The following is a 21,367-nucleotide window of genomic DNA, read 5'->3' as shown; positions in this document are numbered from 1 at the left end:
GTAATGAGTGACAAGGATGAAAAAGCTTATTGCCATTGCCTGTCTACTTGCCTTTCTCCACCCCGGAGAGGGACAGGCTGCTGCACGTGAGTTGACGCAATCCGAGTTGCGCAAGGCGACAACCTCAGGCAGTGCCATTCGTTTGAAAAAAGTAATCAAAGGCGTTGAAAAGGCTTTTGGTGGAACGCCAGTTGACGCGCGCGCCTTTCAGGCTGACAGGCTATATTACCGTATTCTCGTCAAGAAACCGGATGGTATAATCGTCAGTGTCATCGTCAACGCTCAGACGGGTGTTGTTGTCTCCAACCGATCCGTTGTTGGCCGCCAGATTTCTGAAGCTGCCCGCGCTGCGCCGGGTAAATCCAGCAAGGGCGCTTCGCAGGGAAAATCTGCAAACAAAGGCAACAGCGGCGGTAACTCCGGTGGCAATGGTGGTGGTAATTCCGGTGGTAACGGTGGCGGTAATTCCGGTGGTAACGGCGGCAGTAACTCCGGTGGTAACGGCGGCGGTAACTCCGGTGGTAATGGCGGAGGTAATGGCGGAGGTAACGGCGGGGGCAAAAAGTAATGGTTATACTTCGATTTGCTCGCCTATAGTCCCTTAGTATGAGAGTATTGCTGGCAGAAGACGAACCGCACCTCTGCGAACAGATCAAAAAACTCCTGAACGCAGAAGGCCGCGTTGTGGATGTCGCCAATAGTGGGCTCGACGCCCTGCATCTGGGTGCGACCGAACCATATGACATGATCATCCTTGACCTCGGCCTTCCAGAGCGCGATGGCATTTCGATTCTGCGCGAATGGCGCAACGAGGGTGTCAAAACACCGGTGCTGATCCTGACTGCCCGCGATGGCTGGAGCGAAAGGGTCGACGGCCTGGATGCGGGCGCAGATGACTATATGACCAAACCGTTCCACATGCCCGAACTGGCCGCGCGTGTTCGCGCCATCCTGCGACGGCAAAGTGGACAGCTGAATCCCGTGATTGAAATGGGAAACGTCATTCTGGATACCCGTAACGGCCGGGTGACAGCCGATGGCGTGCCGGTTGACCTGACTGCTCAAGAAATCGCGGTGCTGACTTATCTGGCGCATAATTCTGGTCGGATGATTTCACGATCAGAACTTTCAGAGCATATCTATGAATACGATGGAGACCGGGATTCGAACACTATCGCCGTATTTGTTACCCGTCTGCGCAAGAAGCTTGGCACTGACCTGATCACAACGGTTCGGGGTCGTGGATATATGATCGATTCGGCCTGATGTTATCGCTGCGACAACGGGCATTGCTGGGGGGAATTGCATCTGGGGCAGTGTCTGTGGGCGTAGGCACACTGGCGGTTTTCTCATACATTGATGCACGGGTGTCCAACCGGTTCGACTCTGCGCTGCTGGATCGTCACACACAGCTGGTTGTCGGGCTGAATGTCACAACCGAAAACCCGGAGGCACTGCGAGATCTGATATTTGACCCGGCTTATGGCACCCCATATTCCGGACGATACTGGCAGGTCAGAAGCGCCGACGGTGTGGTCTTCACCTCTCGCTCGCTGTTTGATGAGGTCATCGCGGAACCCCCCGGTATTCCTGACATCCCCACACTCTGGGACACAAGCGGTCCGGAGAATGAAGTGCTGCGCAGCGCTTTTCAGAAGATCACTTATGAAGATGGCACGGTATGGGGCGTCAGCGTCGCCGAAAGTCAGGCTCAGCTCGTGGCCGAGCGGCGCGCGGCGCAGAAAAGCCTGCTGCCGGTGTTTGGCCTAGTTGGCCTGATCGGTTTAGCCGGCTCGTTGTTTCTGATTTCAGTTGTTCTGGGACCATTGCGAAAGCTGCGTACGGATGTGGCCCATCGCTGGGATCAGGACGAAGACCTTAGGCCAACAGATTACCCCGAAGAGGTCTCGCCATTGGTCGAGGACCTGAACCAGCTGCTGCGTCGGAACCGCGAGATCGTCTCGGGTTCGCGCCGCCAGGCCGCAGATCTGGCACACGCATTGAAAACTCCTACAGCCATATTGCGCAATGAACTTGTGACATTGTCCGACGCCGGAGCGGTGACAGATACCGCACAAGAGGCGCTGGACAGGATCGATGCTCAACTTGGTCGATCTCTGGCCAGGCTGCGGGCTTTGAACGCTGCGGACCTGACCCATTCGCGGACCGATCTGTCTAACTCCATCGAGCGCCTGGCGCGGCTGTTCTCGGCCATGGCGGACCGCGAAGGCAAATCGCTGCAGATCGATGGCGATCCGGGTCTTTGGGTGCGCATGGATACGCAGGACATCGAAGAGATTTTGGGCAACCTTCTGGACAATGCGGTCAAATGGTGTCGAAGCGCGGTACGGCTGACCGCGAAACGTAAGCAGAAATGCATCGAAATCAGTATCGAGGATGACGGTCCCGGAATTCCAGAAGACGCCCACCGCGAAGCCTTGCGATCCGGCGGACGACTGGACACCTCGGTCGTTGGAAGCGGGCTTGGGCTGGCGATCGCGGTCGACTTACTGAAAGCCTACGATGCCAGACTAGATCTGGACCGCTCTGAATCGCTGGGTGGGTTGGTGTGTCGGATTGTGATCCCGACCTGAAGTCGCCCGGAATCTGATCTGCAAAGTGTTGTTTGAACAATTCGCAACTTTAACTACCAATGGGCCCGAACCTGTCGTCTGACGATCTCAGTAGGTCATCGGGTTGGTTCAGACCGCACAAAGTCGGCCTAATGGACAAATCAGGCGTTCGGCTAGGTTCACATTTTCAGAAAAATGAAGGCGCATTTTTTTTGCGCATTGGATCGGGCGATCAAAAGTTACAGCCAAAATACTTCTGTGAAGGTAAACCGATAGGAAGAACTGCCGAAGACAATGTATTCAGTCAAAAAGCCAAATTGCTTAAGTGAGGGACTCTGTGACTTCTGAGAACGCCTTAATTTATCTGTCTGACGACGACCTCGGGGGTTTAGGCATCCAACCTTCGGAAGTTGCCGATGCCATCGAGGCTGCTTTAATAGCCAAGGCAGACGGAAAGCTTCACACTTCTCCCAAGACAGTCATTTTGCCCGGCGATGGGCGCTACGCAATGTCTACATTGGCAATGGGAGATGATGGATTCATCGTGACCAAGCAGGTTACAGTGTGTCCGGAAAATCCGGCGAGGGGTTATCCCGCGATAAACGGTGCCATCATGGTTATGGATGCGCAAACCGGACTGCTTCGCGCGGTCTTGGGAGCGAATTGGATTACGGCAAACAGAACTGCGGCTCTGTCAGTGGTGGCAGCGCGTCGGCTTGCTGACCCTCATGCCGAGACAGTGGCTTTTGTGGGCGCGGGCGTGCAGGCTCACTCCCATCTAGCTGCGTTTTCAGAACTGTTTCCCTTGAAACGAATCCGCGTGTTCGGGCGAGGTAAAGAGAATGCCGACAAGCTTTGTCGTTATGCTAGGGGCATGGGTCTCGAAGCTGAAACATGCGCCGATGCCAAGGACGCTTTGAGTGATGCCGATCTGATAGTGACATCGATAACGTTGGACTACTCCATTGAACCCTTCTTGGATGCCCGATGGCTGAAGCCGACTGCCTTCGCCACCATAACTGATGCGTGCATCCCGTGGGTGCCGGCGCACATGATTGGTTTCAAAACGGTAATTGTCGACGACCGTTTGCAGGAGCTGGAAAGCGACAAGCCGATGTTGCCATACGAGCAAATTGCTGGCGACTTGACGGAATTGGTCGCTGGCAAAGTCGACGTCCGAGCACGCAATAAACCGGCGGCTTTTGCTTTCAGAGGGATTTCATTGGGGGATTATGCTGCTTCGGTCCTCGCAGTTCGCCGGTTCACCGAAAAACCCGTGAAGTGAGCCCAAAGACATGAACACCCACTTTGTAATTAGATACCGGAATGGTCGCTTTGGGCGCAGATACGCCATTCTCTGCGATCAGTTCAATTAGTTGGTCGCAGCCCAAAGCGGGCATTTGCCACTGAGCTTTGCAAATTCAACTGCGCGGGACGGGAGTTACTATTGGTGCTGAAGGTTTGAACGCACGCTCCGAGCGCTTCGCCACGGCAAGAATGTAAGAAAGAAATTGACCGTGAAAAGCAAGCAAGCTGAAACAGCACTCTTTAAGGAAGCAGGCGCCACCGCACACTTTCGGGCAAAACAGGTTTAACCCAAGGTGTTGCCGGTGATGAAGGTGTACGAACTTTCGACCAGATCGATGACGAATTCCAACTCTTCTGGTGTGGTTGGAGTATAGATCATGACAAAGCCGCTCCATCCGGGGCGTTGATCAGCCCAAGGGTGAGCTACGGCCCAGCCAGCCTCAATTGCTTTTCGCGCCAATGCTGGGTCGAGCGAAGCGTGCAAGCTGCCATCAGGATGCATATGCGCAAACTCAAACCCACCGACGATAGAGCTCGGTCGAGACAACAACATGCCGGGATCAAGCTGAAAGCCAATCGCGCCAGGTAGTGATATGCGTGTGGGGCCAAGTGTGACCCCTGGGAATTGCGCAACTCGCTCCAGCAATATCTGGGACAAATCGGCATCAATTTCGACACCAATCTGAGTATGCGGTACGCCGCTTGTTGTTTCCGGACGGGGCGAGGTGCGCTCCGGGAACGCGTACTCTTGCGCATATGCCAAAGGGCTCGTGACCGCCGCTACTGCGACAACAGCAAATATTTTCGGGAAAATATCCATATTGTTGGCGACCCCGTCAAAAGTTAAGAAAGAGCGCTCCGAGCAGTTTCAGCGCACTTGCACACATCATTCAGCCTTTAACGCTTCGATATTGATCAAGAGCTCTATTTCGTCGCTCACCGCAGGTGCAAACGCCCCAAGTCCGAATTCTGACCGCACGATAGTCGCCGTGGCTGCCAGCCCCAAGGTTGGCGTGCCCTCTTTTGGGCCAAACGGGTATGGCGCTGACTTGTTAAGCGTTGTTTCCAGAACAACAGGTTTGGTGACGCCATTCATGGTAAGGTCGCCAGAAATATTCGCGGTGTTGTCCCCGGTCACTTCAATGCTGGTTGAGGCGAATGTGACCACGTCACTGTCACTCGCGCTAAAAAAGTCATCGGACATGAAGTGTTGCAAACGGGCATCCCAGCCCGTGATCATGGATTTTACAGGCATAGACACTGTGACAGATGAGGCCGACGGATCATCTTCGTTGAACTCTATCTCACCGCTAAAACCTGAGAACATTCCAAATGTTTCTGAGAACCCGATGTGGGCGTAGCTAAACAATACCTGGCTGTGTCCAGGATCCAGCTCGTAAGTGCCACTCTCGGACAATGCGGTTGTCGCGCCCATCGATAAGATTACCGCCAGCGGGGTTGCTGCCACTTTGAACATTGATACGCTCCCATTTTGACAAGACGTGTTTGCGAAATTGAATTTTGGGATTTAGTTTTAGCTTGCCATACTTTTAGGACAAAATGTTCTACTATGCAACAAAATGTTCTATAGGAGGGGTGATTGAAAGAAGATCCTAGGCTGATCGCCACACGACAGACCGCGCTTGATGCTGCGCAAAAGATACTAATGGATGAGGGCGTGCTGCACGTAACTCATGGCTCAGTATCGAAGGCAACGGGCATTTCGCGCAGCACACTTTACAGACACTGGCCAGATGCGCGTAGTCTGCGTGATGCAGCGTTCAGGCGCATCGCAACACCGCAGAACATACCGCCCAAAACCGATGGCCCGCTACGATCTGACCTGCGCTGGCTACTCGGTGTACTGATGGGAGCCTTGAATGACACACCATGGGGCCAAATCGCGCCTCAGGTGGTCGCTGCTGCGTCCAACGATGCAGAAGCGAGGTTGGTGATCACTGAATTTATGAAAGACAGGTTCGCAAGTGTTGAAGCAGTATTTGCAGCCGCAATAGGCCGCGGTGAGATCACCGCCGACATCCCGGTTGACCAACTCATAGAACTAGCAGTCGCTGCACCTTATTTCCGCAAACTCATACGTCACGAGGCACTGGACGAAGATTGGTTGGATCAACATGTTGATCTGCTTTGCAGTGTAGCGAAAACCAATTCGGGACATTGAACATCGCCTGAATTTGCAGGCAAAGCGACCAAGAAGCCTAACGATCTCCAAGATCGCGGTGGGGCTACGTTCGCTGCGTGACATCAGCACGTCGCATGGTCAAAACGAACTGCTACTCACAACGTAGATGTCTGTACCCTGATTTGTCGCTGCCGCTCTTTCCTATTGCAACATGAACACCTTGGGTTCAGTGTTGCCATTGTCCGCAGCAAGCACGATAGGCCGCAAGCAGCCCAAAGCGAACCTTCAAGACAGGAATTTGCAGTTTCGTTGATGCGAACCTACGCGCCGTTCGCTGCAAGCGCTCAATCGGCGCTGCATCAGCGAAGGTGACCTGATGGGCGGAAAGCAGCCATTTTCTGCGGGATGCACGAAGGTATGCAATGCGGGTTTTCAGCCCCTCCCAACAAACAGGAGCAAATGTGTTAGCGCGTCATTTGGAGTGTTACTCTGGTGTGACCCAAATCGGCGATGAATAGGCTCTTTCTTGTTGCCACGGCTTAAGGTGAATAGGTCGATCCACGCCAAACATCAGAGCATCAAATGTGGTCCAACGCGGCGTCGGGATTTCCAGAACACGGACATAGTAAAATGCGCGTTGGCTTGGATCAAAATCGAGATCTTCCCAAAATGCCTCGAGAAATGGGGACCCAATTGAATTGCGGTAAGTTGCGGTTTCGACATCGACGGTATTGCCAACCAGCAGCAGTTTATTGTCATCTCCGACGACACGATCATCTGACCATGCGACGTCGAAAACCTTTTCGTTCAGATCGCCAGACTTTGTGAGCCACCCCTTAACAATTTGAACACGATCAAGATTGGCTCCATTCGGGTCACGCAGCGCTCGAACCAGAAGTTTGGGCGGGGGCGCTTGGTCGTCAGCGATTAAATCACCGCCCATCGGCACTCCGTTTGCATAGCCAAATTTGGCAAAGTCGGAACGGGTAAGATCATCTTCAGTAAAACCGAACCCCGCGAAAACGCGTACGCGCATACGTGTGCCAGTTGTTGCAAAGACTTCCTTGCGCTTTAGCGCATCCCAAATCCCCTCGCGTGTGTTTTCACGCGCCCATACTGCCGCAAGCCCTGCAGCAAGCCCGTCTGCATGGGTCAAGTCATCAGATGGGTCATCCGGAGTAAAACGCCCTGTGATACGCTCTTCAAAGCGATGAGGATTGGCCGAAGGTTCAACAAGCGACACCTTGCCGAAGAAATTACTTTCCTGCGCTGTGGACAGGCCAGTATGAGAATCCGTTGAGCCAACCACGCCAAATTTGAACGGGTTCACCCCAATATCATCTTCATAGGCCATGCCGCGCTTCCATGCGCTGCGGGCATATTCTTTAGGCAACATATCGTTTGTCTTGGGCTCTGGTCCAAAGCTGCCTTTGTCCCAGGTTCCATAATCCGCGAAATCATCCTGTGGTGACAACAAGGGATGTGCCTCACCATCACCTTTGATCTGGGTAATCTCATAGACCGGTTCCCACCGTTGACGGCGCAACGCATAGTTGCGATCAATCGGCTCGCCGGAAAGGGTCGTGTCATCAAACATCAATCCGTTTGACAGGTTACCATTGTGCGGGATTGCCAGCACTTGCCCACCGGTCAAACTTTCGTAGTTTTCAAGCCAGTCCCAAAGCTCCTCAGGGTCTTCGGAATCATAGGCGCTAAACGGAATAATTTGATCTGCCAGTGCTTTACCATCCCGGAAAATAACGTTCCGATGCAAGTTGTTGCCGTTTGGTCCAGACGTCCATTCATAGCCGATCAACGCAGTAAATGCGCCCGGCTGATTGTGTTGTTCGGCAGCAGCCGTTACGCGCGGCCACATGGCCTCGCTGAAACCAGTTCCAGCAAGCGGGTCGGTGACAATGTTAAGCGCGTCTTGCATCCAAGTATCATATGACAAGGCCCTGGATTCATCTGTACGTGGTGCGTAAATTTCGCTGATCTTGCGCCCCCACTCATTCTCCTGAAGAGCGGGGCTATCTTCTTCCAGAGCGATTGGTAGGCCGAGGTTTTCTGCATGATCCGTCACCACCAACCAATCCAATGGCTGCTGCAAACGCGCAGGAATTCCATTGGACGAGGTGATCTCTTCACCCTTGGCAAACCTGTAGGCGTCATCTGGGGTCAGAATTGCCCCGACCAGACCGGCATCGGCCGAGTAAGCTGTATGTAAATGTGTATCACCAAAAAAAACCTGATTTGGATAATCGTCATTTATGTAAGGTGAGTACTCGATATTCTCAGTCGGCTGAGACCCCAGATCACCCAATTCCTGGGACATGGCTTGATGGGCGAGGGAAAGAACGCAGCCAAGAAAAACGGTGCGAAAAATCTGATGAGTAGCAAAATTCTCCATTGTGAATTCCTGTTTGCCTACCTGGTCAATCGCAATTTTCTTTCAGCTGCACCGTACGACAGACGAGACACAAATTCAGCATCTATCGATAGCAGGTACAGAATCAAACAGCTCACACAATTGTGTCTATCATTCAAAACTTTAAAGGGCCGTGACTAAAATGGGTCAACACCGTGAAACCGATAATGCGTGGAAGTGCATTTCCAATCAATCCTGCCATCAGACCGAACCTTCATCGCAACCCCGCACCAAGGTCAGCAATGGGGCCCTTAGCGGCTATCGACCTAATCAGGTGAATGTCGGGAAAGTCCGCACAACAGACATCGACCACCACTTCTGATCGTTTGAACCATACAAAAACTGTCAGATGACGGCTTTGAGCCCAATCTGTACCTTCGGTATTTTTGCTGCGCGTGCTCGCAGCACGAAAATCGCCGTAAGAGGTCAGGTTCCGCTGCCGCAGGGCAGCGGCAAAATCTGCCATTCGTCGATTGCGCAGAATTTTTAATACGACATATTCGCAGGTTGCTAGACAAGACGGCCATCGGCTTCAATCGCGCCAACAGCAGCTGACGAATTTAAGAACCGGATTTCCCTGTCAGCATAAATTGATTTGAAGGTGTGCCTGCCCGTCACTTGTCCGTTCAACAGAATGTCCTTTGGGACCAATCACACCACGAATGCGCGAGCGGAAATTTGAGAAGCCTTCGGATGTGACAACGTCTACGGCTTCATCCAAGTGCAGCTCTAACCGGAACCATCCTGTTTTCATGATCGAAATAGAGATCACATGCCCCGTGAACGGTTGCGATAGATACGTTCCGCTGACCTTGTCCCCGATGGCCCATCCCTTGAGTGGTCCGTTTCCGATGGCTGCAAACATCGTGTTCCAATCGCGGAACCCGTGTTGGTGGGCGACCAACTCGAGGGACTTGGCATGGCCAATCGATGCCCCTTCTTCGGTCAATTTTGTGCGCAAACGCTTAGCTTGATCCTTGGCTTGCGTAGCTGACGGAAATTGCGTGTTCATGACGCCACTCCTTTTTTGGTGTGGAAAATACCCCATTTTAACTCTGGGTCTTGGGCAGAGAGCCACAACACTACAACAGTGAGACCCAACATCATCACTTCGGCCAGCGGGCCCGCATACCAGATGCCAACTTCGCCAAACCAGAGGGGCAACAGGAACGTCAACGGGATCGCAAAGGCATAAGGTTTTGTCAGCCCTAGAAGGGCTGCCTTTCCTGCAGATCCAATCGCCTGAAAATAGGTCGCAATCATCATCAACGGGCCCAACAGGAAAAAGACACATGTCATTACCGGCAAGATGCGCGCAACCTCTGCAATGACCGACGTGTCGTCTACAAACGCGCTGGCGATCCGGCTAGGCATGCTAATCACAACGACCTGCACGATTGAGCAATAAACAAACGCGACCCAAAGTGCCATGCGCAGGCTTGCATCTGACCTTTGCCAAAGTTCAGCACCATAGTTGTTGCCCGTGATCGTCTGCATTGCAAACGACAAGCCCAGAAGTGGCAGGAAAGCAAAGGTGATGACCCGCGTGATGATCCCGTAAGCAGTAATTGTGTCGGCGTAACCCGGGCGACCAATCCATTGGAGGGCTGAGATAATCGCGGCCGACCCGAGAGCTAGTCCAATGAAATTGAGGCTTTGTGGTGCACCCAGTGCGAGGATCCGCCCCCATTTTCCGCATACGGAATGGGACAGCAAGGTCGCAGGACGCAGCGATGTTTCCCCAAACAATCGGAACGCAAATATGATCGCAAACGCGAGCGCTTGTGCCGCCGCTGTGCCATAGGCTGACCCAGCTACGCCCATGTCCAGAACGGCGATGAGTACGTAGTTGAACCCGATGTTTGCAATCGAAACCAGCAGGCTCATCGCGGCCATAAAGCCCACGCGCCCTTCGTTGCGCAGCGCATCAGAATTTACCGACAACACGAACAAAAGCGGTGAGAAGAACACCGTAATCCGCAGGTAGACCAACCCCATTTGCGCCAAAGTCTCTGACCCACCAGCGGCCAGCAATGCAACTGGCTGGCCCAATAGAAGGAACAACACTATCAGAACTGCGCCCAATCCAATTGCCAGCCCATGTGCGCCAGCAAACGTGGCACGCGCGCCGTTCATGTCACCCGCGCCAAGGGATCGCGCCAGAAGGCTCGACATGCCGTTCGCCACAAGCGTGGAAAGCGCCACAATCAACATGTAGATCGGGAACATCAACGTGACCGCAGCCAGCGCATCAGGGCCTACATAAATGCCCAGAAACAGCGCATCTGCAACAGACAGAAGCCCATTCATCCCCATCACGAAAATGATCGGGAGTGCGGTCCTAAAGTAGATGGTGCCAAGCGGCCCATCGGTGAATGTATTGGTGGGGGTATCAGTCATGTCCCATATCTCTCTTGCCTGATCGCGCAATTTGAGATGGGACCCGCATTACCATCCGCGCGATATGCGGAAAGAGGTAGATAGAGAATTAAGTCGCAGAACTTAACCAAGACAAAAGTCAGCGGGAGGCAGGCGTCCACAGCCTGTACGTTGGCTAATCTGAAATTTTTCTGTCGTCAAGCGGTTAGACTGCATCCGGTTTTGCGGAAGCTGACTTTCGCCGCGTTGCAGAAAACCGCTAATATGGGCTCAAACCGGACGCTCAAACGCCTGATTGCGTTCCGGCAACATTATAAACCGTAAACAGCTCTTTCGGCTCGGCCACACCGCGCAGCATATAGCGCCCGACCGAGATCAGATCCTGATCGCAGGGCTGCGCCGCGCGGGCTACGTCATCCGAGATCAGTATCCGTTGCCCCAAGGACCGATGCATCCCAGCGATACGCGCGGCCTGATTCACCGCTGGGCCGATCACTGTGAAATCCAAACGTGTCTCAGAACCGATATTGCCATACAGAATTTCGCCCGCATGCAAGGCCAGTGTGAAGTTGGCCACCGGCAGTCCAGCGGATTCGCGCTGCGCATTCAGTTCGGCGATCCGGTCCTGCAACATGGGAACCGCCTGCAGGGCCGCCTGCACGTCCTCTTCAATCTCGCCGACATTGAACATAGCCATCAGTCCATCGCCCATGAACTTCAGGATATTGCCGCCATTATCGTGCACGACGCCAACGGCAACCGCCAGGTAGTCGTTCAACATATCGATGATCTCGATCCCGGGCAGATTCTCGGACAGGCTGGTAAAGCCTTCAAGGTCGAAATTCCATATCACGGCGTCGATCTGCTGTAAGGATCCGCGACGAATTTCACCCGACAAAACACGCCGTCCAGCATCCCGACCTAAGTAGACGCGCATCAGATCTTTGGATATCCGCGCGTTCGAGGCTGACTTTAGTGCCAGGCCCAAATGGGGCAGGGCCGTATTGATAAGGTCAAGATCCTGTTCCCGAAACCCATCCGGCGCGTTCGAGGCCCACGACAACAGGACTCCATCTACGGCTTTTTTTGAGGTCTGCGACCGCGGATCGAAATTCACACCTTTAGCGTAATACTCGGTCGCACCAGCTTCGCGTAATTCATTGATCAATGGATAGCGGCTGGGCTCGTTCTGATCGACCATGCGTTCATGGACGCCGTCAAGATCGTGATGTAAAATCGCATATAGAGGACTGCTCATCCAGTCTTCTCTGGTCTCTTCTGAATACTCGAATTTCTGATAGTCACCGCCGGTGTCTTGATACCAGCTGTATCCGGTGCCGCCATATACCGGGTGCAGCGCCGATTGCGCCGCGTGAAATCGCATCAGGGGCACACCAAGTTCAATCAGACGGGTGCAATAGCCATCCAGCAATTCTTCTTTTTCGGCACCTTCAAGGCCCCGCGTCACCAGCCAGTTGATCAGATCATTTGATTTTGCCGCGTTTTGGTTCGGGGCTGTCATTTCACATTCCTGTGTCCGCTCTGGCTTCCATCTGGGAGCGAAAGGTTCGAATTACCAGAGGTCAATTCATATCAGCCAGCTTTCGCAACATTTTGCGCAACAAGGTAGCCTCGTTTTCTGTGAACATTGCGGCAAGCTGAGCATCATATTGCTGCGCAATACCGCGCAATTCGCGATAAACCGACCGTCCGGCCGTGGTCAATGCAAGATGTTCAACGCGGCGATCTGTCCGGCTGACGGTCCTGACAAGAAATCGGCGCTGCTCAAGCCTGCTGACCGCGCGGCTTATCTTGGTTTTGTGAATCCGGGCGCGTTGACCGATTTCTTTCGCGCTCAATTCTCCGTAATTGCCCAGATGAAACAACACTCTCCATTCCGTGCGCAGCATCCCATAGCGGTCTTTGTATACACGCTGAAATTCCAGTGCGCTTTCCTCGGCTGCCCGGTTCAGCAGATAGGGCAGGAAATCCAGCAGATCAAACCCGTCTCTTTCGGTACTTTCTGTCTTTGTCATGCTTGTTAGTTACAAAATCAACTATTATCTCACAAGCAGAAAACAGCAGGAGCCAAGGATGAACCATCCGACAGACCCGCATAAAATGATCCAGGCCAGTACGCCCGCTGGCACCCATCCGGGCTATATGCCCGGCTTTGGCAATGATTTCGAAACCGAGGTCCTACCCGGTGCGCTGCCGCAGGGCATGAACAGCCCGCAACGCTGCAACTATGGGCTATACGGCGAACAACTGAGCGGCACTGCCTTTACCGCCAACCCACCCGAGCGCACCTGGTGCTATCGTATCCGCCCTTCGGTGAAGCATTCGCATCGCTACGATAAGATCGACCTGCCCTATTGGAAATCGGCACCTTGTGTTGACCCAGATGTTACCAGCCTGGGCCAGTATCGCTGGGACCCCGTCGCTCATACCCAAGATGGGCTGACATGGCTGACAGGCATGCGCACGATGACCACAGCAGGGGATGTGAATACGCAGGTCGGGATGGCCAGCCACATCTATCTGGTCACCGAATCGATGGTGAATGACTATTTCTTCTCGGCCGATTCCGAATTGCTGGTGGTGCCGCAAGAAGGCCGCCTGCGCTTTGCGACCGAGTTGGGGATCATCGACCTTGAACCCAAGGAAATCGCCATTCTGCCGCGCGGGTTGGTCTATCGGGTTGAGGTTCTTGAGGGCCCTGCCCGCGGCTTTGTCTGCGAGAATTACGGGCAAAAATTCGAACTGCCCGGACGCGGCCCGATCGGCGCCAACTGCATGGCCAACCCACGCGATTTCAAGGCACCTATCGCGGCCTATGAAGACCGTGAGGTACCATCGACCGTCACTGTCAAATGGTGCGGGCAGTTCCACACCACAAAGATTGGGCAAAGCCCGCTGGATGTAGTCGCCTGGCACGGCAATTATGCCCCGTACAAATACGACCTGCGCACATATTGCCCGGTGGGGGCGATCCTGTTTGACCACCCTGACCCGTCGATCTTCACCGTACTCACCGCGCCGTCCGGACAGCCGGGCACAGCCAATATCGACTTTGTCCTGTTCCGCGAACGCTGGATGGTGGCCGAAGATACGTTCCGTCCTCCGTGGTACCACAAGAACATCATGTCCGAGCTGATGGGGAACATCTACGGCCAGTATGACGCCAAACCACAGGGCTTTGTTCCCGGCGGCATGAGTCTGCACAACATGATGTTGCCGCACGGACCTGACCAGGATGCCTTTGACAACGCGTCGAATTCGAACCTTGGACCGGATAAGTTGGATAATACGATGTCCTTCATGATCGAAACCCGGTTCCCGCAGCATCTGACATCATTTGCAGCGACCGAGGCCCCGCTGCAGGATGATTACATTGACTGCTGGACGTCGCTTGAGAAAAAGTTCGACGGTACACCGGGCAAGAAATAATACCGATTGAGGTCGCAGATTTTTCGACGAAAAATCTTGGCCCCTGACAGAGGTTTGGAGACAAAATGCCATTGAAGAAATCCTGGGTGAGCTCGGCCAATTCTGCCGATCACCCTTTTCCTTTGAATAACCTGCCTTATGGCGTGTTTTCGACAGGCGGCGAAGACCCGCATTGTGGTGTTGCAATCGGCGATATGATCCTTGATGTCACAGCTGCCGAGGCCGAGGGCCTGGTCGTTCTGGACGACGAACCGCTGTTCGACCTGCCTTTCTGGAACCCGCTGATGGAGCAAGGCCCCGCCGTTTGGGCCGCCCTGCGCAACCGCCTGATGGATCTGCTGGCCGAAGGCAGCACGGCACAAGAGGACGTCGCGCCTTTGCTTGTGGCGCAGGCAGATGCCGAGCTGCACATGCCTTTTGCCGTCAGCGAATATACCGATTTCTACGCCGGTCGGCACCACGCCCAAAATGTCGGCACCATGTTCCGTGGACCAGAGAATGCATTGCCCCCTAACTGGCTGCATATTCCCATCGGGTATAATGGCCGGGCGTCTTCGGTCGTGGTGTCGGGAACAGATATCCGCCGCCCTTGGGGCCAGTTGAAATCCCCTGATCAGGACCTTCCGGCCTTCCTCCCCAGCCGTCGTTTCGACATCGAGCTTGAGATGGGCGCCATCGTGGGCACGCCCTCTGACGGACCAATTTCCGTACAAGAGGCAGACGACAATATCTTTGGCTATGTCCTTCTGAATGACTGGTCCGCCCGCGATATTCAGGCGTGGGAGTATCAGCCGCTTGGGCCGTTTCAGGCCAAGGCCACCGCTACGTCGATCAGCCCATGGATCGTGACCAAGGCCGCGCTGGAACCCTTCCGCTGTGACACACCCAAGCGGGATTTTGAGTTGCTGGATCACCTCAAAGAGAACGGCCCGATGCTGTATGACATTGATCTGTCGATCACGATGGCTCCGGACGGCAACGCCGCAACCACAATCGCGCGAACAAACTATAGTCAGATGTACTATTCCGCCGCACAGCAGTTGGCCCATCACACGACGTCGGGCTGCCCGATGAACACCGGTGATCTGCTGGGGTCCGGCACCATCTCTGGCCCGACAAAGCCCGAGCGCGGTTCGATGCTGGAGCTCAGCTGGGGCGGGAAAGAGCCGCTAACGCTGGAGACCGGCGAAAGCCGCAGCTTTATCGAGGATGGCGACACGCTGACCCTAACAGGGGCGGCCAAAGGGAAAGGGTACACGATTGGATTTGGCGAATGTGCCGGAACCGTGCTGCCCGCGCTTGAAAACCCATACTCGCGATAAGGAACCAGAAATGGCCAAGGCATTTGCGTCCCAAGGGGACATGTCGGAAAAGAAAATCTCGTTCACCGAGGTAGGAGACGGGCTTTATGCCTTTACCGCCGAAGGGGATCCGAATTCGGGCGTCATCATCGGTGATGACAGTGTCATGATTGTCGAGGCACAGGCGACGCCCCGTTTGGCCAACAAGGTAATCGAATGCGTGCGCTCGGTCACCGACAAGCCGATCACGCATGTGGCGCTGACCCATTATCACGCCGTCCGTGTTCTGGGTGCCAGTGCCTTTGGGGCGCAGCAGATCATGATGTCAGACATGGCCCGCGCGATGGTGGTGGAACGGGGACAGGAAGATTGGGACAGTGAGTTCCAGCGTTTCCCGCGCCTGTTCGAAGGGCACGAAAGCATTCCCGGTCTGACCTGGCCCACGACCACGTTCAGCGACACCATGACGGTGTATCTGGGCAAACGTCGGATTGACCTGATGCATCTGGGCCGCGCACATACAGCAGGCGATATCGTGATCCATGTACCCGATCAGAATGTGATGTTTACCGGTGACATCGTCGAGTATCACTCGGCCTGCTACTGCGGCGATGGGCATTTCGGCGACTGGGGCGATACACTGGATGAGATCAAGTGGTTTGATGTCGACGCCATTGCGCCAGGCCGTGGCGATGCCCTGGTCGGCAAGGACATGGTCAATGCAGCCATCGAAAACACCCGGGATTTTGTCGACAGCACCTATCGTCCAGCAGCCAAGGTTGCGGCGCGCGGAGGAAGCCTGAAAGAAGCATGGGACGCGGTGCGCGTCGAATGCGACCCGAAATTCGCCGATTACGCGATCTATGAACACTGCCTGCCCTTCAACGTCGCCCGTGCCTATGACGAGGCGCGCGGGATCGACACCCCGCGCATCTGGACCGCCCAACGAGATCTGGAGATGTGGGAAGCCTTGCAGAGTTAAGGACATACGGTCGCATTTGATCCAGATCGTTTTTCGCAGGACGGATTGGTGAGACCCTGGGATCGGGACCACTGAGCCTGAACGGCTGGTGGAAAGGACCCTCAGCGCAGCGCAATGGGAGAGCCCCATGAACAAGATCTTCGAAATACCGCTTTACGCCTACGCGCGAAATCCCGATCAGGACGCCGTAGCCCCAATACGCCACAAGGTGATCGTCATCGGCGCCGGGCCAATCGGCTTGGCCACAGCTATTGATCTGGCACAACAGGGCGTTGAGGTTGTCGTTCTGGACGAAAATGACAAGGTCAGCTTTGGCAGCCGGGCCATCTGTTTTTCACAGCGCACGCTGGACATAGCCGACAGGCTTGGATGCGCAGAGCCCTTGGTCCGGAAAGGTGTTCTTTGGGATACCGGCAAGGTCTTTTTCGACACAAGACAGATCTATGAGTTCAATTTGCAGCCAGAACAAGGCTATGCCAATCCGGCATTTATCAATCTGCAGCAATATCACCTAGAACAGATCCTTGTGGACCGCTTGCGCGCACTCCAAGCTGAAGGCGCGCCAATCGATATTCGCGGCCGCAATAGGGTCGAGGCGATCGGCACCCATGAGGACCATGTCACGCTTGAGGTAGAGACCCCCGAAGGCCCCTACAACATAGAAGCCGACTGGTTGATCGCCTGTGACGGCGCACACTCTCCGGCCCGCAGGATGCTCGGGTTGGATTTCGACGGGCGCGTGTTCGAAGATAACTTCCTGATAGCTGATGTCGTGATGGAGGCTGACTTTCCTTCCGAACGCTGGTTCTGGTTTGATCCACCGTTCAACAGGGGGCAATCCGCCCTGCTGCACAAACAGCCCGACAATGTCTGGCGCATTGACCTGCAACTGGGTTGGGATATCGACAAGGAACGGGAAAAACGGCCCGAGAATGTGATCCCGCGCCTCAAGGAGATGCTGGGCGAAGATGTCGAATTCGATTTGGAATGGGTCTCGATCTATACCTTCCAGTGTCGCCGGATGGAGCGATTCCGGTATGGCCGGGTCCTGTTTGCCGGCGACAGCGCCCATCAGGTTAGCCCGTTTGGTGCGCGTGGGGCCAATTCGGGTGTGCAGGATTCGGACAACCTGTGTTGGAAGCTGAAGCTGGTTATCGACGGAAAAGCGCCCGATTATTTGCTGGATAGCTACAGCCATGAACGGGTGCAGGCCGCTGATGAGAATATTGCCTATTCCAGTCGCTCGACCGACTTTATCACGCCGAAATCCCAGATGTCCCGCCTGTTGCGCGACGCCGTTCTTGACCTGGGCGAGCACTACGAATTCGCGCGCCCTCTGGTGAATTCCGGCCGTCTGAGCACACCTTGTACCTATGCGGGCTCGTCGTTGAATTCCGCAGATGCGCTGAACGGGCCAGATATCACCCGTCCCGGCGCTGCGTGCCCGGATGCCCCCCTCGGCGCCGCGTTCCTGCTGCCGAAACTCGCGGGCAAGTTTACCCTTTTGACGATTGACGCCGACGCACCAGACACTCTTGAGGAAGACGGGGTTCAGGCAACCCGCTTGGCGTTGTCGGTTAAGGACGATCCGACCCTGGCGCTCAAGCGCCGCTATCTGGGGGATGCCACCAGCGCGGTTTATCTGATCCGTCCCGATCAACACGTGGCCGCCCGCCGTGATACGTACGAAGAAAACGCATTCCGGCAGGCGATCCGCAGGGCCACCGGTAAGGAGTAAGCGAGATGACCCAACTGATCCTCACCCCTAATCTGGACAATGCAGATGATTTCTATTTTGAACTGATCGCCGCCCATGACGGGCTGGATAAAACCGACAGCGACGCGCTGAATGCGCGGCTGGTACTGGTGCTAGCCAACCATATCGGAAATGCCGAGGTGTTGTTTGAAGCCCTGAAAGCCGCCAAGCTGAACGAGAATTGACGTAAACAGGAGGCCAGCGATGAGTGGCGTAGTTCTGTATGATTATTGGCGCTCGTCGGCCAGCTACCGGGTGCGGATCGCGTTAAACTTGGCTGGCATCACCTATCGTGCGGTGTCTGTCGATCTTGTCGCCGGAGATCACAAATCTGATGCGCATCTGAGGCGCAACCCGCAGGGGCTGGTTCCTGTGCTTGAGATTGACGGGCTGCGGCTGACGCAATCTTTGGCAATCATCGACTACCTGGACATGACACGGGGTCTGGGGTTGCTTCCGGCGGAACCTGGTATTCGCGCACAAGCACTGGCGCTGGCACAAACCATCGCCATTGATCTTCACCCAGTCTGCAATTTGTCAGTCGCACGCCATGCAACCGCGCTCAGTGGGAATGCAGAAGGTATGCCTGGCAGTTGGATGAACCATTTCATACGACCGGGTCTGCTTGCGTTCGAAGCCCAGTTGCGCGGTTTCCAACAGACCCCATATTGCACTGGGCCGCAGCCAGGGCTGGCTGATCTGTGCCTGGTCCCACAGATGTACAATGCCCGCCGCTATCAGGTCGATCTGACCGACCTGCCCCGTATCCTGGGCGTCGAGGCCGCCTGCGCCAAACACCCAGCCTTTGCCGCAGCGCATCCCGATCAACACGCCCCCATCTGATCCTCTGCACAGGGTCTGTGTGCCGATGCGAATGGGAATTGCCTAACCCCTGCCTTACGTTCTTCAAAACAAAATGCAGGAGGCCCCAATGCCCGAAATCATCGGCTATCACGCCCATGTCTATTTCGATGCAGAAACGCAGGATACCGCCCGGCAGCTCTGTGAAGAAGCAGTGCGCCTGTTCCCAGTTGCAATGGGGCGGATGCACGCCCGCAATGTAGGCCCACATCCAAGGTGGAGCTGCCAGTTGGGCTTTGCAGCCGACGCATTTGATCAGGTCATTCCCTGGCTGACGCTGAATCGGCAAGGGTTGACGATATTCACCCATCCCGAAACCGGCGAGCATCTGGCAGACCACCGCGACCGCGCAATTTGGATGGGTGAGATGCTGGATCTGGATCTGTCGATCTTCGACCAGCTTTAACCCAACGCCTTCGCCTGATCTCTCAGCTTGAACTTCTGAATCTTGCCGGTCGAGGTCTTTGGCAAAGGACCGAAGACCACCGTCTTAGGCACCTTGAAATGGGCCATGTTGTCCCGGCAGAACGCGATGATCTCTGCCTCTGTCGCTTGCCCATCTGGTTTGAGTTCAACAAAGGCGCAGGGTGTTTCGCCCCATTTGTCATCGGGGCGGGCGACCACGGCGGCCTCCATCACGGCGGGGTGCTTGTACAAGATATCCTCAACCTCAACCGATGAGATATTCTCACCTCCCGAGATGATGATATCTTTGGACCGGTCCTTGAGTGCGACATATCCATCCGCATGCATCACCCCAAGATCGCCCGAGGCGAACCAGCCGCCCCGGAACGCCTTGTCCGTGGCATCGGAGTTTTTGAGATACCCTTTCATGACAACATTGCCCTGCATGAAAATCTCACCCAGCGTCTCGCCATCCGCAGGCACGGGCTCCAACGTATCCGGGTCGGCCACCATAAGCCCGGACAGGGCCGAATACCGCACACCCTGACGAACCTTCAAAGCGGCGCGTTCTTCGCCTTCTTTGCTGTTCCATTCATCCTTCCAGGCGCAGACCACGGACGGACCATAAGTCTCGGTCAGGCCATAGACATGGGTAACCTCGATCCCCATATCCTCCATCTTCTTAACCACAGCCGCCGGAGGTGGAGCGCCTGCGGTCATCACTTTGATCTCGTGATCGAAATCCTTAAGGTGATCGGGCGCGTTGGCCAACATGTTCAGAACAATCGGCGCACCACAGAAATGCGTGACCTTCTCATCCCGAAAGGCGGCATAAATCGGCTCATCCCGAACCGCCCGCAGGCAAACCGAGACCCCTGCATTTGCCGCCATAGCCCAAGGGAAACACCAGCCGTTGCAATGGAACATCGGCAAGGTCCACAGATAGACAGAATGCCGGGGCATGCCCCAGTCCAGCAGATCGGATTGCGCATTCAGGGCCGCGCCGCGGTGATGATAGACGACACCTTTGGGATTGCCTGTGGTGCCCGACGTATAGTTCAGCGTGATCGCATCCCATTCATCCGCTGGCAGGGACCATGCGAACTCGGGATCGCCTTCGGCCAAGAGCGCATCGTAAGTCAGACTGCCCTTTTTCTCGCCACCATCAAAGCTGGGATCCTCGATATCGATGACGAGAATATCGTGATCAACCTGTTCCAGCGCGTCTAGCACCACCGCAGAAAATTCCGGATCGACCAGCAGCACCTTGGATTCCGCATGGTTCAGGATGAAGGCAATGATCGGCGCGTCCAGCCGGGTGTTAATCGCGTTCAGCACGGCGCCGGCCATGGGAACGCCAAAATGGGCCTCGTACAGTTCGGGGATGTTTGCTGCGATGATCGAAACTGTATCGCCTCGCCCTATTCCAAGCCTATCCAGAGCGCTCGCCAGTCGACGACAACGGGTATAGGTTTCGGCCCAGGAATACCGGCGGACGCCATAAACAACTGACGGGTAATCAGGGTAGACCTGCGCCGTCCGTTCGATAAAGCTTAGCGGTGACAGCGGCGTATAATTCGCCTGGCATTGATCCAAGTGGCGTTCATATATGTTGGCCCCTGTCATCTGCGGATCCTCCCAAATCGTAAGTTGCGCGAATTGAACACAAACATAGTCCTATGACAAACCCGTAGAAATACGGCGTGAGGCGGCCAAATTACTGTGCTGCGCCCGACTGGCGATACCAACCTACCCGATCTGGCCCTATCTTGTACTGGCCA

At 55.0% G+C, this 21,367-nt stretch carries 20 protein-coding genes; 12 read left to right on the top strand and 8 right to left on the bottom strand.

The genetic code is table 11. The features are described 5' to 3' along the window. The first annotated feature begins 16 nt into the window (after nucleotides 1–16). The 4 genes from AC2FJW_RS04940 to AC2FJW_RS04925 all read left to right on the top strand — a co-directional run bounded on the left by AC2FJW_RS04940 (nucleotide 17) and on the right by AC2FJW_RS04925 (nucleotide 3,858). On the top strand, nucleotides 17–568 hold the full coding sequence (locus AC2FJW_RS04940) for a PepSY domain-containing protein (protein WP_496749388.1): 552 nt from the start codon (nucleotides 17–19) through the stop codon (nucleotides 566–568). Nucleotides 569–606: 38 nt separating this feature from the next. After that, complete coding sequence (locus AC2FJW_RS04935; RefSeq protein WP_142636050.1) at nucleotides 607–1,266, top strand: response regulator transcription factor; 660 nt, start codon at nucleotides 607–609, stop codon at nucleotides 1,264–1,266. 56 nt (nucleotides 1,267–1,322) lie between these two features. After that, nucleotides 1,323–2,594, top strand: coding sequence for a sensor histidine kinase (locus tag AC2FJW_RS04930; RefSeq protein ID WP_496749387.1), 1,272 nt, complete (start codon nucleotides 1,323–1,325; stop codon nucleotides 2,592–2,594). 316 nt (nucleotides 2,595–2,910) lie between these two features. Further along, the gene (locus tag AC2FJW_RS04925; protein ID WP_496705697.1) at nucleotides 2,911–3,858 is read left to right on the top strand and encodes an ornithine cyclodeaminase family protein; all 948 of its coding nucleotides are present in this window, start codon (nucleotides 2,911–2,913) and stop codon (nucleotides 3,856–3,858) included. Between the two features lie 306 nt (nucleotides 3,859–4,164). Here AC2FJW_RS04925 and AC2FJW_RS04920 read toward each other — a convergent pair whose 3' ends face one another. Further along, nucleotides 4,165–4,701 (bottom strand): luciferase domain-containing protein, encoded by a 537-nt coding sequence (locus tag AC2FJW_RS04920; protein WP_496749386.1) that lies wholly within the window; start codon nucleotides 4,699–4,701, stop codon nucleotides 4,165–4,167. Nucleotides 4,702–4,767: 66 nt separating this feature from the next. Beyond that, nucleotides 4,768–5,358 (bottom strand): YceI family protein, encoded by a 591-nt coding sequence (locus AC2FJW_RS04915; protein ID WP_496702440.1) that lies wholly within the window; start codon nucleotides 5,356–5,358, stop codon nucleotides 4,768–4,770. A gap of 123 nt (nucleotides 5,359–5,481) precedes the next feature. On the opposite strand from AC2FJW_RS04915, the gene AC2FJW_RS04910 reads away from it, so the two are divergent. Further along, on the top strand, nucleotides 5,482–6,063 hold the full coding sequence (locus tag AC2FJW_RS04910) for a TetR-like C-terminal domain-containing protein (protein ID WP_496691975.1): 582 nt from the start codon (nucleotides 5,482–5,484) through the stop codon (nucleotides 6,061–6,063). A gap of 445 nt (nucleotides 6,064–6,508) precedes the next feature. Here AC2FJW_RS04910 and AC2FJW_RS04905 read toward each other — a convergent pair whose 3' ends face one another. The 5 genes from AC2FJW_RS04905 to AC2FJW_RS04885 all read right to left on the bottom strand — a co-directional run bounded on the left by AC2FJW_RS04905 (nucleotide 6,509) and on the right by AC2FJW_RS04885 (nucleotide 12,867). Then, entirely contained in the window at nucleotides 6,509–8,359 is a 1,851-nt protein-coding gene (locus tag AC2FJW_RS04905) for a DUF3604 domain-containing protein (protein ID WP_496749385.1), read from the bottom strand. A 673-nt stretch (nucleotides 8,360–9,032) separates the two neighbouring features. Next, entirely contained in the window at nucleotides 9,033–9,464 is a 432-nt protein-coding gene (locus AC2FJW_RS04900) for a glyoxalase superfamily protein (RefSeq protein ID WP_496749384.1), read from the bottom strand. Further along, entirely contained in the window at nucleotides 9,461–10,852 is a 1,392-nt protein-coding gene (locus AC2FJW_RS04895) for an MATE family efflux transporter (RefSeq protein ID WP_496749383.1), read from the bottom strand. Before AC2FJW_RS04895 ends, AC2FJW_RS04900 begins: the two co-directional genes overlap by 4 nt. Before the next feature lie 262 nt (nucleotides 10,853–11,114). Next, on the bottom strand, nucleotides 11,115–12,353 hold the full coding sequence (locus AC2FJW_RS04890; RefSeq protein ID WP_282022217.1) for an adenylate/guanylate cyclase domain-containing protein: 1,239 nt from the start codon (nucleotides 12,351–12,353) through the stop codon (nucleotides 11,115–11,117). A 61-nt stretch (nucleotides 12,354–12,414) separates the two neighbouring features. Further along, the gene (locus tag AC2FJW_RS04885; RefSeq protein WP_496749382.1) at nucleotides 12,415–12,867 is read right to left on the bottom strand and encodes a MarR family winged helix-turn-helix transcriptional regulator; all 453 of its coding nucleotides are present in this window, start codon (nucleotides 12,865–12,867) and stop codon (nucleotides 12,415–12,417) included. A gap of 58 nt (nucleotides 12,868–12,925) precedes the next feature. Between AC2FJW_RS04885 and hmgA the strand changes: the two genes are divergently transcribed. The 7 genes from hmgA to AC2FJW_RS04850 all read left to right on the top strand — a co-directional run bounded on the left by hmgA (nucleotide 12,926) and on the right by AC2FJW_RS04850 (nucleotide 19,587). Then, nucleotides 12,926–14,281 (top strand): homogentisate 1,2-dioxygenase, encoded by a 1,356-nt coding sequence (gene hmgA, locus AC2FJW_RS04880; RefSeq protein ID WP_496749381.1) that lies wholly within the window; start codon nucleotides 12,926–12,928, stop codon nucleotides 14,279–14,281. Nucleotides 14,282–14,346: 65 nt separating this feature from the next. Next, complete coding sequence (gene fahA, locus AC2FJW_RS04875) at nucleotides 14,347–15,603, top strand: fumarylacetoacetase (RefSeq protein WP_496749380.1); 1,257 nt, start codon at nucleotides 14,347–14,349, stop codon at nucleotides 15,601–15,603. Between the two features lie 10 nt (nucleotides 15,604–15,613). Further along, on the top strand, nucleotides 15,614–16,564 hold the full coding sequence (locus tag AC2FJW_RS04870; RefSeq protein WP_496749379.1) for an MBL fold metallo-hydrolase: 951 nt from the start codon (nucleotides 15,614–15,616) through the stop codon (nucleotides 16,562–16,564). A 127-nt stretch (nucleotides 16,565–16,691) separates the two neighbouring features. After that, nucleotides 16,692–18,302 carry an FAD-dependent oxidoreductase gene (locus tag AC2FJW_RS04865; protein WP_496692093.1) on the top strand — a complete coding sequence of 537 codons (1,611 nt, stop codon included), beginning with the start codon at nucleotides 16,692–16,694 and terminating at the stop codon, nucleotides 18,300–18,302. A gap of 5 nt (nucleotides 18,303–18,307) precedes the next feature. Beyond that, nucleotides 18,308–18,505 carry a DUF2783 domain-containing protein gene (locus AC2FJW_RS04860; RefSeq protein WP_496749378.1) on the top strand — a complete coding sequence of 66 codons (198 nt, stop codon included), beginning with the start codon at nucleotides 18,308–18,310 and terminating at the stop codon, nucleotides 18,503–18,505. A 19-nt stretch (nucleotides 18,506–18,524) separates the two neighbouring features. Then, nucleotides 18,525–19,163, top strand: a complete 639-nt coding sequence (maiA, locus tag AC2FJW_RS04855) for a maleylacetoacetate isomerase (RefSeq protein WP_496749377.1) — start codon at nucleotides 18,525–18,527, stop codon at nucleotides 19,161–19,163. 88 nt (nucleotides 19,164–19,251) lie between these two features. Next, nucleotides 19,252–19,587 carry a DOPA 4,5-dioxygenase family protein gene (locus tag AC2FJW_RS04850; RefSeq protein WP_142639094.1) on the top strand — a complete coding sequence of 112 codons (336 nt, stop codon included), beginning with the start codon at nucleotides 19,252–19,254 and terminating at the stop codon, nucleotides 19,585–19,587. Here the strand turns inward: AC2FJW_RS04850 and AC2FJW_RS04845 are convergent. Next, nucleotides 19,584–21,212 carry an acyl-CoA synthetase gene (locus AC2FJW_RS04845; RefSeq protein ID WP_496749376.1) on the bottom strand — a complete coding sequence of 543 codons (1,629 nt, stop codon included), beginning with the start codon at nucleotides 21,210–21,212 and terminating at the stop codon, nucleotides 19,584–19,586. The genes AC2FJW_RS04850 and AC2FJW_RS04845 overlap by 4 nt on opposite strands. Nucleotides 21,213–21,367: the final 155 nt, after the last annotated feature.

This window comes from Ruegeria sp. CDSA020 (assembly GCF_059612345.1).
Note: the sequence above shows the minus strand (reverse complement) of the source record. Positions and strands in the feature narration are given on the sequence as shown.

Coding starts and splice junctions, on each gene's coding strand:
- hmgA (WP_496749381.1), top strand. CDS start 12,926: ATGAACCATCCGACAGACCCGCATAAAATGATCCAGGCCAGTACGCCC.
- AC2FJW_RS04905 (WP_496749385.1), bottom strand. CDS start 8,359: ATGTCCCAGGAATTGGGTGATCTGGGGTCTCAGCCGACTGAGAATATC.
- AC2FJW_RS04865 (WP_496692093.1), top strand. CDS start 16,692: ATGAACAAGATCTTCGAAATACCGCTTTACGCCTACGCGCGAAATCCC.
- AC2FJW_RS04895 (WP_496749383.1), bottom strand. CDS start 10,852: ATGACTGATACCCCCACCAATACATTCACCGATGGGCCGCTTGGCACC.
- AC2FJW_RS04845 (WP_496749376.1), bottom strand. CDS start 21,212: ATGACAGGGGCCAACATATATGAACGCCACTTGGATCAATGCCAGGCG.
- fahA (WP_496749380.1), top strand. CDS start 14,347: ATGCCATTGAAGAAATCCTGGGTGAGCTCGGCCAATTCTGCCGATCAC.
- AC2FJW_RS04885 (WP_496749382.1), bottom strand. CDS start 12,867: ATGACAAAGACAGAAAGTACCGAAAGAGACGGGTTTGATCTGCTGGAT.
- AC2FJW_RS04935 (WP_142636050.1), top strand. CDS start 607: ATGAGAGTATTGCTGGCAGAAGACGAACCGCACCTCTGCGAACAGATC.
- AC2FJW_RS04940 (WP_496749388.1), top strand. CDS start 17: ATGAAAAAGCTTATTGCCATTGCCTGTCTACTTGCCTTTCTCCACCCC.
- AC2FJW_RS04850 (WP_142639094.1), top strand. CDS start 19,252: ATGCCCGAAATCATCGGCTATCACGCCCATGTCTATTTCGATGCAGAA.
- maiA (WP_496749377.1), top strand. CDS start 18,525: ATGAGTGGCGTAGTTCTGTATGATTATTGGCGCTCGTCGGCCAGCTAC.
- AC2FJW_RS04860 (WP_496749378.1), top strand. CDS start 18,308: ATGACCCAACTGATCCTCACCCCTAATCTGGACAATGCAGATGATTTC.
- AC2FJW_RS04915 (WP_496702440.1), bottom strand. CDS start 5,358: ATGTTCAAAGTGGCAGCAACCCCGCTGGCGGTAATCTTATCGATGGGC.
- AC2FJW_RS04890 (WP_282022217.1), bottom strand. CDS start 12,353: ATGACAGCCCCGAACCAAAACGCGGCAAAATCAAATGATCTGATCAAC.
- AC2FJW_RS04920 (WP_496749386.1), bottom strand. CDS start 4,701: ATGGATATTTTCCCGAAAATATTTGCTGTTGTCGCAGTAGCGGCGGTC.
- AC2FJW_RS04900 (WP_496749384.1), bottom strand. CDS start 9,464: ATGAACACGCAATTTCCGTCAGCTACGCAAGCCAAGGATCAAGCTAAG.
- AC2FJW_RS04870 (WP_496749379.1), top strand. CDS start 15,614: ATGGCCAAGGCATTTGCGTCCCAAGGGGACATGTCGGAAAAGAAAATC.